Annotated in this window: 11 protein-coding genes; 5 read left to right on the top strand and 6 right to left on the bottom strand. The window is 56.0% G+C overall.

All coding sequences use genetic code 11. The features are described 5' to 3' along the window. Positions 1-60 precede the first annotated feature (60 nt). From ACP8MI_RS04615 to ACP8MI_RS04600, 4 genes are all read right to left on the bottom strand, one after another. Complete coding sequence (locus tag ACP8MI_RS04615) at positions 61-1,020, bottom strand: hypothetical protein (RefSeq protein WP_126843896.1); 960 nt, start codon at positions 1,018-1,020, stop codon at positions 61-63. Continuing rightward, positions 1,007-2,020, bottom strand: a complete 1,014-nt coding sequence (ilvC, locus tag ACP8MI_RS04610) for a ketol-acid reductoisomerase (RefSeq protein ID WP_018120055.1) — start codon at positions 2,018-2,020, stop codon at positions 1,007-1,009. The genes ACP8MI_RS04615 and ilvC overlap by 14 nt, the downstream gene beginning before the upstream one ends. A gap of 110 nt (positions 2,021-2,130) precedes the next feature. After that, a complete protein-coding gene (gene ilvN / locus ACP8MI_RS04605) occupies positions 2,131-2,646 on the bottom strand; it encodes an acetolactate synthase small subunit (RefSeq protein WP_018120054.1) in 516 nt (171 codons plus the stop codon). A gap of 2 nt (positions 2,647-2,648) precedes the next feature. Continuing rightward, positions 2,649-4,535, bottom strand: coding sequence for an acetolactate synthase large subunit (locus ACP8MI_RS04600; RefSeq protein WP_284607480.1), 1,887 nt, complete (start codon positions 4,533-4,535; stop codon positions 2,649-2,651). A gap of 301 nt (positions 4,536-4,836) precedes the next feature. On the opposite strand from ACP8MI_RS04600, the gene ACP8MI_RS04595 reads away from it, so the two are divergent. The 4 genes from ACP8MI_RS04595 (at position 4,837) to ACP8MI_RS04580 (ending at position 9,899) form a co-directional block, all read left to right on the top strand. Next, a complete protein-coding gene (locus tag ACP8MI_RS04595; protein WP_018120052.1) occupies positions 4,837-6,075 on the top strand; it encodes a mechanosensitive ion channel family protein in 1,239 nt (412 codons plus the stop codon). 32 nt (positions 6,076-6,107) lie between these two features. Then, positions 6,108-6,683 carry a PH domain-containing protein gene (locus ACP8MI_RS04590; RefSeq protein WP_236588361.1) on the top strand — a complete coding sequence of 192 codons (576 nt, stop codon included), beginning with the start codon at positions 6,108-6,110 and terminating at the stop codon, positions 6,681-6,683. A gap of 89 nt (positions 6,684-6,772) precedes the next feature. Continuing rightward, positions 6,773-8,614: a dihydroxy-acid dehydratase gene (ilvD, locus tag ACP8MI_RS04585; protein WP_018120050.1), complete on the top strand. Its 1,842-nt coding sequence runs from the start codon at positions 6,773-6,775 to the stop codon at positions 8,612-8,614. Continuing rightward, a complete protein-coding gene (locus ACP8MI_RS04580) occupies positions 8,607-9,899 on the top strand; it encodes a glycosyltransferase 87 family protein (RefSeq protein WP_284607474.1) in 1,293 nt (430 codons plus the stop codon). The genes ilvD and ACP8MI_RS04580 overlap by 8 nt, the downstream gene beginning before the upstream one ends. Positions 9,900-9,941: 42 nt before the next feature. Here the strand turns inward: ACP8MI_RS04580 and ACP8MI_RS04575 are convergent, their stop codons facing one another. Both ACP8MI_RS04575 and ACP8MI_RS04570 read right to left on the bottom strand, forming a co-directional pair. Beyond that, the gene (locus ACP8MI_RS04575; protein WP_490290724.1) at positions 9,942-11,189 is read right to left on the bottom strand and encodes a DoxX family protein; all 1,248 of its coding nucleotides are present in this window, start codon (positions 11,187-11,189) and stop codon (positions 9,942-9,944) included. 69 nt (positions 11,190-11,258) lie between these two features. After that, positions 11,259-12,101 carry an HNH endonuclease family protein gene (locus ACP8MI_RS04570; protein WP_236588362.1) on the bottom strand — a complete coding sequence of 281 codons (843 nt, stop codon included), beginning with the start codon at positions 12,099-12,101 and terminating at the stop codon, positions 11,259-11,261. 165 nt (positions 12,102-12,266) lie between these two features. Here ACP8MI_RS04570 and ACP8MI_RS04565 point away from each other — a divergent pair, with 165 nt between their 5' ends. Further along, a complete protein-coding gene (locus ACP8MI_RS04565) occupies positions 12,267-13,361 on the top strand; it encodes a glutathione S-transferase C-terminal domain-containing protein (protein ID WP_284607475.1) in 1,095 nt (364 codons plus the stop codon). The last annotated feature ends 90 nt before the right edge of the window (positions 13,362-13,451 follow it).

Here is a 13,451-nt window from a genome sequence, read left to right as displayed (position 1 = left end):
GTGGTGTGCACCGGGTGCCGAGTAAGCGGTCCGCAGACTTAGCCGAAGAAAACTTTGATCTTAGAGAGACTTCGCCTTAGAGGTCTTCTTCTCGGATTTCGCGGTATCTTCAGCGCGTTGTGCGGAAAGCTCCGCGACCCGAATTTGATGAGCGAATTCGCGTTCCGTGCCGAATTGACGCCCGAAAGCAACCAGCGGGCCGTCGGCAAGACCTGCCACCATCGACAGCGACTCAAAGTTCTGCGTCGGATCGGGATTCGGCATCACGCGTACCTTGGCGCCGAACGCCGTAGCATTGGCCACCGAAATAGCTGGTGATTCATTCGTGGCCACCATCACCGGGGCCATTTCTTTGTCACGACGCGATTGCGCGTACACTGCCGGAAGCTTATCGTGCTCTCGGGTTTCCAATGGGTCCCAGGTAGCGACGACCTCTTGCGAACCTCCCGGCGTTAACTGCGACAGCGCGTGCACGAGGTTAGCCGGGTCTTTGACCTCAATTTGTTCAAATTCATGCGCGGTGAAATCAGCTAAGGCTTGGTCAGTTCCGGGATCGTTAAAGACCTCCACTGCACCCTTGGCATCAGCAATTCCCACCCTGCCGACGGTAAGCACACGTTCCACGTTGAGATCAGCAATCAATTCGTTGATATCCCGGTGCACGCTGCGATCATAAATCACCACTGGCGCGTATTGTGCAATGGCGATGGAGGCGCCCCGGGCAATCGCACCAGCACGATTTTCAACCACGATCAGGGTGCGTGACTGTGCAAAGAATTCTCGCACAGTGTCCAATCCGTAATCTTCGGCGATGATTTGCACCTTATTGGGATATGCGTCATCGACGAAGCGGTTCAGGTTTTCTGACCTGGCCTGATTAACTGAAGTGGGTACGGCGGCGGTGGTCTTTTCGAACGGCCGCGATTCAAAGTTTTGCTGCACCGAACTGCATGAAGCGACCACCATGCCGCTTGCGGCGATAACAGCTGTTACCGCCAAGCTAGGGTTACGCCGTGGCATCAAGTGGGTTCTTGACCCAGCTCATCAGGTCACGCAGCTTAGCACCGGTGGTTTCGATCTGGTGCTCGTTGGTCTCCTTACGCAGATCCTCCAGCTCCTTGTTGCCATTTTCCACGTTGTCGATGAGACGCTTGGTGAAGGTACCATCCTGAATATCACTCAGGATGTCCTTCATGCGCTGCTTGGTCTCGTCGTTGATCACGCGAGGGCCGGACAGGTAACCACCAAACTCAGCAGTATCAGATACCGAGTAGTTCATGTTGGTCAGGCCACCTTCGAAAAGCAGATCCACGATCAGCTTGAGCTCGTGCAGGCACTCGAAATACGCCATTTCCGGCTCATAGCCCGCCTCAACCAACACCTCAAAACCAGTCTTGACCAACTGTTCCGTACCGCCACACAACACAGCCTGCTCACCGAACAGGTCAGTGACAGTTTCCGCTTCAAAGGTGGTTGGGATGACGCCCGCGCGAGCACCACCGATGGCTGCAGCATAAGACAGGCAGAGGTCGTGGCCTTCCTTCTTTGGATCCTGCTCGATAGCGATCAAGCACGGTACACCTTTGCCGTCTGCAAACTGGCGTCGTACCAGGTGACCAGGCCCCTTCGGTGCGACCATACCGATGGTGATGTTGTCGGCTGGCTCAATCAGCTTGAAGTGAATATTCAGACCGTGACCGAACAGGACAGCATCGCCATCCTTCAGGTGAGGGGCGATTTCGTTGTTGTAGAGGTCTTTCTGAGCGGTATCAGGCGCCAGAACCATGATGACATCTGCCCACTCGGCAGCTTCCGCGTTGGTCTTGACTTCAAAACCAGCCTCTTCTGCCTTGGCGCGCGATTTGGAGTTCTCGCGCAAACCAATGGCAACCTCAACGCCGGAATCGCGCAGGTTCTGCGCGTGGGCATGCCCCTGGGAACCGTAGCCAATGATGGCTACCTTACGGCCTTGGATGATCGACAGGTCCGCATCATCATCATAAAAAGTTTCAATAGCCATAACAGATCCTTTCTTACGGATTCTATAGTAATAAGCACCTAGCCCGCCCTCAATTTACCACAGTGTGTATCACGGTATGGGACAGGTAAGTCACTGTATGAGATTTCGAGTTATTTTCCTGGTGCCATCGTCTTTGGTCCGCGCGCCAAGGCGATACGTCCACCCATAACCAGCTCGCGCACCCCGAACGGCTCCAGTACATCGAGTAACGCGCGAAGCTTGCCCGAAGTGCCCGTGGCTTCAATGACCACAGATTCTTTTGCCACGTCCACGATCCGGGCACGGAATATATTCGCAGCATCCACCACTTGCGGGCGGTTCGACGCATCCGCAGAGACCTTGACAAGCATGATTTGGCGCGCAATCGCCTGCGCATCTTCCAGCCGAACGACCTTCAGAACCTCAATCAGCTTATTCAGCTGTTTAGTAACCTGCTCGATCACGACATCATCTGCATCCACAACCACAGTCAATCGGTTAATACCTGATTTTTCGGTGCGTCCGGAAACTAGAGAAATCAGCGAATAACCACGACGGGTAAACAGCTGCGCGACGCGCGAGATAATACCGTCGACGTCCTGCACTAGGACAGACAACGTGTGGCGGGTAGTCTCATTTTCAGCCATGGTTAGTTCTCCTGTTCCGGGTGCTCTTGCACGGTCTCGTGGATTTCTGCAGGCGATTCCCCTGCAGAGTTATCTTCGTCGAAAAGCGGACGCAGGTCCTTTGCATACTGGATATCGGAGTTGGATGCCCCCGCGGACACCATCGGCCATACCTGCGCGTCTTCTCCGACGACAAAATCGATGACGACGGGGCGATCGTTAATCTCGCGCGCCTTCGCAATAGCGGGTGCCACATCTTCTTTTTTAGTCACCCGCAGCGCAACGCAGCCCATCGCTTCGGATAAACCGACGAAATCCGGAACGTAATCACTGTTTTCTTTTTTCAGTTTGGTATTGGAATAGTGCTCATTGAAAAACAGAGTTTGCCATTGACGCACCATGCCCAAGTTACCGTTGTTGATCAGTGCCACCTTGATTGGGAAGCCTTCCATGAAGCAGGTCGTCAGCTCCTGGTTAGTCATCTGGAAACAGCCATCACCGTCGATCGACCAGACTTCCTTGTCCGGGCAGCCGGCTTTTGCACCCATCGCAGCCGGGACCGAATAACCCATGGTTCCCAAACCACCCGAGTTCAGCCACGACCGCGGTTGTTCGAAATCCAGGAACTGTGCCGACCACATCTGGTGTTGTCCCACACCAGCAACGTAGACCGCATCAGGACCGGCCGCCTTCGACAATTGCTCAATGACAAATTGCGGCGATAGCGAACCATCTTCTTGTTCGTCATAACCGCGCGGGAAGCGTTCCCGCAAGCCACGAAGATAAGTCAACCACGGAGTCAAATCACGGACAGCACGGGAAGAATTGTTCTGGAATGCGCGCAGCAGCCCCAGCAACACCTCACGAGCATCGCCGACGATGGGCACATCCACCGCGCGGATTTTCCCAATTTCTGCTGGATCTACATCAGCATGAATCACTTTGGCATCCGGGGCAAAGGTAGACGTATCACCTGTCACGCGGTCGTCAAAACGCGCACCAACGGTAATCAGCAAATCGGAACGCTGCAAAGCAGCCACAGCTGGCACGGAACCATGCATGCCGGGCATTCCCATGTGCAGCTCATGCGAATCCGGGAACGACCCCAAGCCCATCAACGTGGTGACCACCGGGATACCGGTATATTCTGCGAAATCACGAAGCTCACGGTGAGCTTCCGCCTTGATGACACCACCACCGATATACAGCACTGGCTTGTCTGACCTCGAAATCAAGTCTGCTGCAGCCGTCAACTGCCGCGGGTGCGGATTAGTCACCGGCTTATAGCCTGGCAAGTCCACTGTCGTCGGGAAGACATAATCCATCTCGGCGACCTGCAGGTCTTTCGGGATATCTACCAGAACCGGGCCTGGACGTCCCGTCGAGGCCAGGTGGAAAGCGGCGACGATTGCCTCTGGGATGTCTTCGACGTGGGTCACCATGAAATTGTGTTTGGTTACCGGCATGGTGACACCGCGGATATCAGCTTCTTGGAAAGCATCCGTACCCAGCATTTTCGACCCCACCTGTCCGGTGATAGCCACAACAGGGACGGAATCCAACATGGCATCCGCCAGTGGGGTGACCAGGTTCGTCGCGCCAGGGCCGGAGGTTGCGACCATGACACCGACTTTTCCAGTTGCTTGTGCATAGCCTTCTGCGGCATGGCCAGCGCCCTGCTCGTGACGAGCCAGCACGTGACGCAGCTTTTGTGAGTTGTACAGCGCATCATAGAGAGGAAGCACCGCACCGCCCGGAATACCAAAAGCAATATCGGTACCGAGGTCTTCCAAGGTCTTCACGATGGCTTCTGCACCGATCATGCGCACACTCGCGGCATTCGAACCGGCGGCGGAAGCACCTGCCGACGGGCTGGGCTGGTTTGTGGCCGACACGTTGTGGGTCTCCATTCCATCAAGATTTTTCTGTTTCACGCTCGGGTGATCAGGGCGAGGGCGCAAAGCTGCGGTGTTTTATTGCGGTCCTCTCACAACAAAAGCCCCCGACATGTGCACTGTGGTGGGTGCTGTCGGAGGCGTGCGTTAATACGGCTGCAAGTGTGTCCCGTTCGGGCACGCCCCCTAGGGCACTACTACTTGAAGTCGAATCTCGTTGATCACGAGACCTACATTACACAACGGTGTGAGAAAACTCGATTTCACCCCCATCTGGCTCACAACAGCACGTCCGTGGAGTCTAAAATAACCCGACATGACGCTAGATTTTGTGCTGGAACAGATCTGGCGCTGGTCGATCGAACGCGGCGTAGATTTCGCGTTACTTTTCATCGCCGCGCTGCTGGTTCCACGAGCGGGACGCCTGGCCCACCGCTGGTCACAACACCGTTCACAACGCATCGCTGATTTTGATGAATCTAAATCTTCTTTGGCCGTCGCAGGCGTGGCGATTTATATCGTGCAACTCATCGCCTACTTTGTGCTGTTCGTCTTTTTCCTCCAACAACTCGGCTTTTCTCTGGTAGGAGCCACAATCCCGGCCACCGCAGCTTCAGCTGCAGTAGGTCTGGGCGCACAATCGATCATCGCGGACTTCTTGGCCGGGTTTTTCATCCTTTCGGAAAAGCAATACGGCATCGGCGACTGGGTAAAATTCGAAGGCAACGGCATCGAAGTCGAAGGCACCATCATTCAGGTCACGATGCGAGCAACCCGCATCCGCACCTTGAATGAAGAAACCATCATCATTCCCAACTCGACCGCACGCGTGTGCATCAACCACTCGCACTATTGGTCTTCTGCCGTCGTCGTCATGCCGGTGCCACTGCTGGAAGTCAAAAGCCCGTGGCAAGCCGTCGAAAGATTCGAAAAAGCCACCAAGCGTGCATTAGAAGTGCCAGAGATCGCTGAAGTGCTACAAGGCGAATTAGAGATCCACCCGGCCGTCGGCAATGGCGTCAATCCGCCGACAGTCGTCGGGATGCCCTGGACTGTCAATATCCGCGCCATGATTTTGACCGAAGCAGGCATGCAATGGATGGTCGAACGCGCCATCCGGCTCTCCGTTATGGAGGAATTCTGGAGCGAATACGGCTCAGCCCCCACTATCAGCGGCGACCTGCAAGGCGAAATCTCGCTGCGAGAAAACCCCTCCGGCACCAACAACACCGATACCTCAGGTGCCTATACAGAAAACCCGTGGGTCGACATTTCGCTAGGTACCAACACCCCGGAAGAAAACAGCCAAGAAATCACAGAGCTAACCGCCCAGGATTCCGAGCACTACCGCAGGTTTGACCCGCGCACGCTCGTCGGCAAGCTATTTTCTTTCAACGGCAACCTGCGCCCATCGACGACGGGGCTGTCCCTGTTGTTTATTGCCTTGCTCGTCGTGCGAGTACTTGGCTCAAGTATCGAGATCGATGGTGAATTGGTCCACGGCCCACTAGCACCGCCAGCCACGGAAACGACGTTGAAGGTATCGACGAATTAAAGATTTTTCATTCATCCCGTAGCATGGTCGCCATGAGTGTTGCAGAACAACCTGCCCAGGGCACAAGTTTCCGCCCAGAGCGCACCCACATCATTGCCGCTGTACTCATCATCGGTATCGCAATCATGGGCATCGCTTGGGCCCCACTCGTGCTTGGCTGGTTATTAATATTCCCACTAGCTTTTATCTACTGGACCGTGCGCGCGAAAACCACAGTTACTGCAGCAGGTATTGCCATCACCTACGCTTTTAAGTCCGATGTATTCATTAATTGGGATGATTTCCAGGGCATCGGATTTCAACGCGCCCGCGTATTTGCCAGCACCAAGGACGGCAAGCAACACAACTTGCCCGGAGTGACCTTCCAGTCGCTTCCCCAACTGGAAGCAGCATCCCACGGGCGCATCCGCGACGTACTCACCGAAGGAAAAGAAGCCGCCGACGACAAAGTCGTGATCACGCACCGCGATGGCCAACGCATCATGATGACGCGTGAGGAATTTGAAAAATACGACGGTGTTGCCGCCCAGCATTACGAATCGCACCCGGCATCCCACAAACACCAACGGCCACAACCGCGCCGTGGCTCCCGCGATAACGGCGGATAAAATCCGACTGCTGACTCTGACGTCTGACTCTCTATATCTGCTATTCCCTACAGTATCGCCAATCACAATCCAATCAGAAAGACGCACAAGTGTATCCTCTTCGCTCGAAAGTCACGACCGTTGGTCGTAATGCAGCAGGTGCGCGCGCTTTATGGCGTGCCACCGGCACCCGCGACAACGAATTCGGCAAACCAATCGTCGCGATCGTGAACTCATACACGCAGTTCGTTCCCGGGCACGTCCACTTGAAAGACGTCGGCGATATCGTCGCCGAGCAGGTGCGTGAAGCAGGCGGAGTACCAAAGGAATTCAACACCATCGCGGTTGACGATGGCATCGCCATGGGGCACTCGGGCATGCTGTATTCTCTCCCCTCGCGTGAAATCATTTCCGATTCCGTGGAATACATGGTTAACGCCCACACCGTTGATGCGATGGTATGCATCTCCAACTGCGACAAGATCACACCGGGAATGCTGAATGCGGCGATGCGCCTCAACATCCCCACCGTGTTTGTCTCCGGTGGCCCGATGGAAGCTGGTAAAGCCGTCGTCGTTGACGGTGTCGCACAGACCTCGTCGGATCTTGTCGACGCCATTTCGGCATCCGCCAATGACAAGGTTTCCGACGCCGAGCTGACGAAAATCGAAGAATCCGCCTGCCCAACCTGCGGCTCGTGCTCCGGCATGTTTACCGCAAACTCGATGAACTGTTTGACCGAGGCACTCGGGTTGTCCCTGCCCGGCAACGGCACCACACTGGCTACGCACCAGGCACGCCAAAAACTATTCGAAAAAGCTGGCCAGCTCATCGTCGATATGTGCGAGCGCTACTACGGCAACGAGGACGACTCCGTGCTGCCTCGTAATGTCGCCACAAAAAACGCCTTCCGCAACGCCATGGCGCTGGATATGGCCATGGGTGGTTCCACGAACACAATCCTGCACACCTTGGCGGCTGCGCAGGAAGGTGAGGTGGATTTTGACCTGCACGACATCGAAGAGATTTCGCACCAGGTGCCGTGTCTGTCGAAGGTCGCACCCAACGGCATCTACCACGTCGAAGACGTCCACCGCGCAGGTGGCATTCCCGCGATCCTGGGCGAGCTGCGACGCGGAGGGCTGCTCAACGAAGACGTACACACCGTGCAGTACGACACCTTGGATGGCTGGCTCAATGACTGGGATATCCGCGGCGGCAAAGCCATTACCGATGCCGAAGATTTGTTTTATGCCGCGCCCGGTGGCGTGCGTACCACCGAGCCATTTTCCAGCACGAACCACTGGGAATCGCTAGATACCGACGCCGAAACCGGCTGCATCCACGATGTCATGCACGCTCATTCTGCCGACGGCGGTTTGGTCGTTCTGCGTGGCAACCTGTCACCAGATGGCGCAGTGCTGAAAACCGCGGGTGTGGACGAAAGCCTGTGGGAATTCAGCGGTCCAGCGCGTGTGCTCGAATCCCAAGAAGCAGCCGTCAGCTCGATTCTTAAGCGTGAGGTACAACCAGGCGAAGTCGTCGTGATCCGTTACGAAGGACCCGCAGGTGGCCCTGGGATGCAAGAAATGTTGCACCCGACGTCATTTTTGAAAGGCGCCGGACTGGGTAAAAAGTGCGCTCTGATCACCGACGGCCGTTTCTCCGGCGGCACTTCCGGTTTGTCTATCGGCCATATTTCCCCCGAAGCCGCAGCTGGTGGGCTGATCGGTCTCATTAAAAACGGGGACCCCATCCGCATCTCCGTCAAGGAACGCAGCTTGACTTTGGAGCTCGACGATGCGGAGATCGAGCGTCGTCGGCAAGAAATGGAAAACCGCGAGAAACCTTGGCACCCAACCGAACGCAAACGCACCGTCACCAAGGCATTGCGTGCTTATGCCAAGATGGCCACCAGCGCAGATAAAGGGGCCGTACGCCAAGTTGACTAGCACGAACGCTGCGCTGCGGCAGCTCAGTGCCCCTCACAGTGCCCCTATGCTGACCATCATCGGGCTACTTGCGGGGCTGGCTGCCACAATTTATCGCATCGCTGAGACGACATCGCCGGTGGATATGGTGATTTACCGGCAAGGCGTCGACGCGTTTTTACACGGCCGCGAGATGTACTCCGAGCCAATGTTCGCCGGGGATCTTGCGCTGCCGTTTATTTATCCACCCTTCGGCGCGCTGTTTATGGCACCGCTGAATGTGATTCCGGGTATTGATGACACCCTGGCTGGGCGCATTGTCATTGCGATTTCTAATGCGCTACTGCTGTTGTGTCTCTGGCTAGTCTGGCGCTGGCTACTGCAGAATAGCCGCTGGGCGTTGCCTGCCGCCGCGACCAGCTGGGCGCTGGCATTGATCAGCGAACCCGTCGAGCTCAATCATGGTTTTGCCCAGATCAACGTCATTTTGCTGTCGCTGGTGGTACTCGATCTAGTTCCCCGGAAGCGCACACTTCCGCAGGGTTGGCTGATCGGCATCGCAGCAGCCATCAAGCTCACACCACTGGCGATGCTGTTGTATTTCTTGGTGCGCAAAGACATCCGCGCGATTATCACAGCGGGGGCTTCTGCGGCACTGGCAACCCTGCTGGCAGCTTTCGTGCGTTTTGATGCCACCTGGGAGTTCTACGGTGCGCGTCTGCTAGGAATGGGCTCCGGCGGCGATTTCGGAGTAAACACCTCATACCAATCCAATAGCTCCTGGCGCGGAATGATCCAGCGCTGGTTCACCAGCGAGCAGGCATTGGAAGACTCTGGAAATCTCGTCACTGCACTGTGGGCAGTGCTGGTGATCCTCACGATTGCCGGTGGCGCCTGGCTCATGGTCCAGCTATTACGCCGTGGCTATCTTGTCGACGCCTGGCTTATCAACGCAGTGATCATGCTCCTGATCTCGCCGGTATCGTGGTCCCACCACTGGGTCTGGCTGGCCGTCGCCGTCCCGGTATGGTTCTGGCGAGCCCTGACATGGCGTAGTTATGCTCTCACCGTAGTCGTCGGTGCCTGGGTTTCCGTCTTGGTTTTCCTCGAGCAGCCACCCAAGTGGTGGTACGGCGACGCCATCAACGTACACGCGCTCAGCTTCTGGCCGAAGCTGCTTATCAGTGATTTTGTCTGGCTGGGGTTAGCCACCCTGCTTATCCTTGGCTGGGAATTGTCCGGCGCTCGGGACCGTAGACGTCTGCACCACCAGGCCCCGGAGCACCACGCACCCGCCGATATGTAAGCACGCGGTGCACCCAGAACCAGAACCGCAAGAGTTGGGTGTTTAGCTGGCCAACGGGTTGGTACCTGCGAATAGCCACCACGCAGCAACCACAGCAGCGATTCCGAGGATCGCGAAAATCCAGGACGATGCCAGCGGACGTCGTGCCCACCCACGGGCACCATCAAGCGCATACAAACCGGGACCGGTAAATTGTACAACCACCGCGATCGCGGCAACCATGACCGGTACCCACAGGGTTTCTTCCCAATTAAAGATATTGAGGCCAACCTGCGCGTCGGCAAGCTGGTGCACAGCCAGAAAACCACTCACTGTCACCGCAACCATGCCAGCAATCGGTGCTAATAGACCCAGCAGCAAGAAAATACCAGCAGCCAGCTGCAGCGCCGGCACCAAAATAGCCAACAAGTGGTCCTGGTTATAAGCAGAGAATTCGGATTCTAAGCCCGCGATGCCCTCGTGGTTGCCCAAGGAGAAAAACGTCCCCACTGCCTGAATAATCAGCCAGGCCGAAAATACAATACGCAATAAGAACAACCCGAAGTCGATAGTGCCGCGACGCGTCTCGGTTAGTTCAGCGTGCTCCATGGCACCTGCACCTGCTGCTTCTTCGTTTGGTATGCCATTGCCCTGCGCATAAGGCACATCATCCGGGAATTGCTGCTGGCCATCATGCGGCTGTCCCGGCTGGGTAGGTCCCGGCTGCATGTTGTTCGACGGTGTGTTGTTCGATTGTGCGGCCTGGTTTGGGATAGCGGATGCCGCCACCGGCACCGTAGTCTGCTTTCCTGCAGGGTCAATAACCTCGGTAGTTGCAAAATCTTCGTCTCGGTATTCCGGACGCTGCGAATCAGCGTCTACTTGGTTGTCGTTACCGTCTGGACCGCCATTAGCGCTAGAAGCCGCAGCCTTTTCCGAGCTACCTACTCCGGCTGCAGAACTCTGCTGCGCAAATTGGGTAGTCGGTTCGGAATCGTTACCAGGCCCAGTACTGTCAGCACGGTTCCTGCTAGCACCTGAATTCGGCTCAATGGTCTGCGGCGCCGCTCGACCGGCCCGCTGGAAAATCGTGGTGCGTTGTCCCTCCGATGCAGATTCGGCATCCCGTTTAAAGTCTGCTTTCACTTCCGTTTTAGCATCGGAATCTGCTGCAGACTTTTTCTGTGATGTTTGCGGCCCCTTATAAGTGGGAACATCAAACTCGTCGTCATGAAAATCCGCTTTGTCGGGCTGGGGCGCGAAATTACTCTTAGCCTTCGATTTATCTGGGTTATTTTTATCATCGCTCATGGCCCCAATTTATGCGACAGCCCAGCGTATAACCGGTACCAACCCGCCTACGATGGGATTTTCCCTGTTTTAGCACTGGTCCAACAGGTTACGCAGCGCCTGATGCTCCGCTTCTGTGACCCAGAGATCATAAACATATTTCACGTGGACCTGTATACGCCCATAATCACAGCGAAACGGCTTGTGCGGCGGCAGCCAGGTAGCAGCATCAGCAGCACCTTTCGCGCGGTTATTGGAAGCATCGACAGCCAGCAGGTTGATCGGATCGTTGGCGAAATCGCGGCGCTTGGTTTCATCCCACTGGAATGCTCCTTTCACCCAGGCGTCGCCAAGCGCAACCACGTGCTCGATATCTACCTGATTATCGCCACGGTGAAAATTGATGGTCTCGCCGGAATATGGGCTGACCAACCGACCGCTTTCGACCAAACACCCCCGGGTCCCGTTGCGGATGGAAATCTCGTCCAAATCGCGTTGCAGAATATCATTCCGGGTATCGCAGCCATTGTGCCCGCCTGCGACGTTAACGTCATCGCTCCACGGCTGGCCAAATAAAGCACGGTCATAATCCGAGTTCGGTGCCCGCCCTTTGATCTCAAGTGCAGCGTGCATGGCGCGGTAATCGAGGCTGTCATCGGTATACACGCCCGGCTCTGCGTGCGGGAAGGAATCCTTCAGGTCTTTGTCTGCTGAAGGTGCAGTAGGTGCACTCGGCTCTTCTGCCCCATCAGTTGCTTGGGCACCCTGAGTGGTTGTAACCGTCGTTGAGACCGTCGACACCGTTGTGGCCATGGAGACCGCTGACTCATGTGAGCCATCGCCGTGCGCAGATTCCACATCCGAACAACCAGCGAGGAAAACCGAGACTATGCCTGCAAGAGCGAGGCCGGTGAGTTTTTTACCTGCGCACATAATTTCACACAGTAGCACAAGCTCGGGTTTCAACAGGAACGGTGAGACAGCACTGAAACACCTCGCCCAACCATGGCTGAGCACATCGCATGCGCTGCCGCTTGTATACACGACAATGATATAGTTGATGTATCATATATTTTCGATACGCCAAGGAGGAATACCGTGGCAGCAGAAAACGACAACGACTGGGCCGGCGATGCCCAGAATGCCGCAACCGATGGTGAATTCACTCGCGATACCAGCTACATTGCAGATCGCGTCGTTGCCTCCGTCACCGCCGAACAACCGCAAGCCACAAACGACGAGACGCTACATTGGCCGGTACAACCACACCGCTACCGCTTGGTAGCTGCCCGCGCCTGCCCTTGGGCACACCGCGCGGTGATCGTGCGCCGTCTATTAGGGCTAGAAGATGTCATCTCTTTAGGTCTAGCAGGACCAACCCACGACAAACGTTCCTGGACCTTCGACCTCGACCCCGGCAAAGTCGATCCCGTGCTGCACATTCCGCGCCTGCAAGACGCCTATTTCAAGCGTTTCCCGGACTACCCGCGCGGCATCACGGTTCCTGCACTGGTCGAAGAATCCAGCGGCAAGGTAGTAACCAACGACTTCAACTCGATGGTCCGGGATTTCCAGACCCAGTGGACTGATTATCACCGCACCGGTGCCCCCAATTTGTTGCCACCGGAAGAACAACGCGAAGAGATGGAAGAAATCAACGAATTTATCTTCCGGAAATTCAACAACGGCGTCTACCGCGCCGGATTCTCCGCGGCACAAGATGCCTACGAAAAGGCCTATTCTGATGTCTTCGAGGTGCTCGACTGGTTGGAAAAGCGCTTGGCGACGCGGCGGTTCATCATGGGCGAGCACATCACCGAAACCGATATCCGCGCGTATGCCACCCTCATCCGCTTCGATGCCGTTTACCACGGTCATTTCAAAACCAATCGCAACAAAATCAGCGAGATGCCCAACGTCTACGGCTACCTGCGTGAGCTATTCCAAACGCCGGGCTTCGGAGATACCACCGACTTCACCGAAATCAAGCAGCATTACTACCTCGTGCACCGCGAGGTAAACCCCATGCAGACCGTGCCTGCAGGGCCAGATATCTCCGGCTTGGCGCAACCACACGGCCGCGGTCACCTTCCCGGCGCACCATTTGCAGAAGGAACTAGCCTGCCCGGGACAGTGCCAGAAACAGAACAAGTTAAAAATCCCACCCAGATACAGCGGAAACTGTTCAACTAATTCCCCATTCGAGATGGCGAAAACGCCCTGCAAGGAATATATCCTCGCAGGGCGTTCCTGTTTTTCTGGCTTAGAGCTCAATGCTAAAAG

This window comes from Corynebacterium sp. LaCa_70 (assembly GCF_058182015.1).
The sequence above is the reverse complement of the archived record's forward strand: the minus strand, read 5'-3'. Positions and strand labels throughout refer to the sequence as shown.

Bases quoted from the DNA above. Each gene is read 5' to 3' on its own strand.
- ACP8MI_RS04615 (WP_126843896.1), bottom strand. From the start codon at position 1,020: ATGCCACGGCGTAACCCTAGCTTGGCGGTAACAGCTGTTATCGCCGCA.
- ilvC (WP_018120055.1), bottom strand. From the start codon at position 2,020: ATGGCTATTGAAACTTTTTATGATGATGATGCGGACCTGTCGATCATC.
- ilvN (WP_018120054.1), bottom strand. From the start codon at position 2,646: ATGGCTGAAAATGAGACTACCCGCCACACGTTGTCTGTCCTAGTGCAG.
- ACP8MI_RS04600 (WP_284607480.1), bottom strand. From the start codon at position 4,535: ATGGAGACCCACAACGTGTCGGCCACAAACCAGCCCAGCCCGTCGGCA.
- ACP8MI_RS04595 (WP_018120052.1), top strand. From the start codon at position 4,837: ATGACGCTAGATTTTGTGCTGGAACAGATCTGGCGCTGGTCGATCGAA.
- ACP8MI_RS04590 (WP_236588361.1), top strand. From the start codon at position 6,108: ATGAGTGTTGCAGAACAACCTGCCCAGGGCACAAGTTTCCGCCCAGAG.
- ACP8MI_RS04575 (WP_490290724.1), bottom strand. From the start codon at position 11,189: ATGAGCGATGATAAAAATAACCCAGATAAATCGAAGGCTAAGAGTAAT.
- ACP8MI_RS04570 (WP_236588362.1), bottom strand. From the start codon at position 12,101: ATGTGCGCAGGTAAAAAACTCACCGGCCTCGCTCTTGCAGGCATAGTC.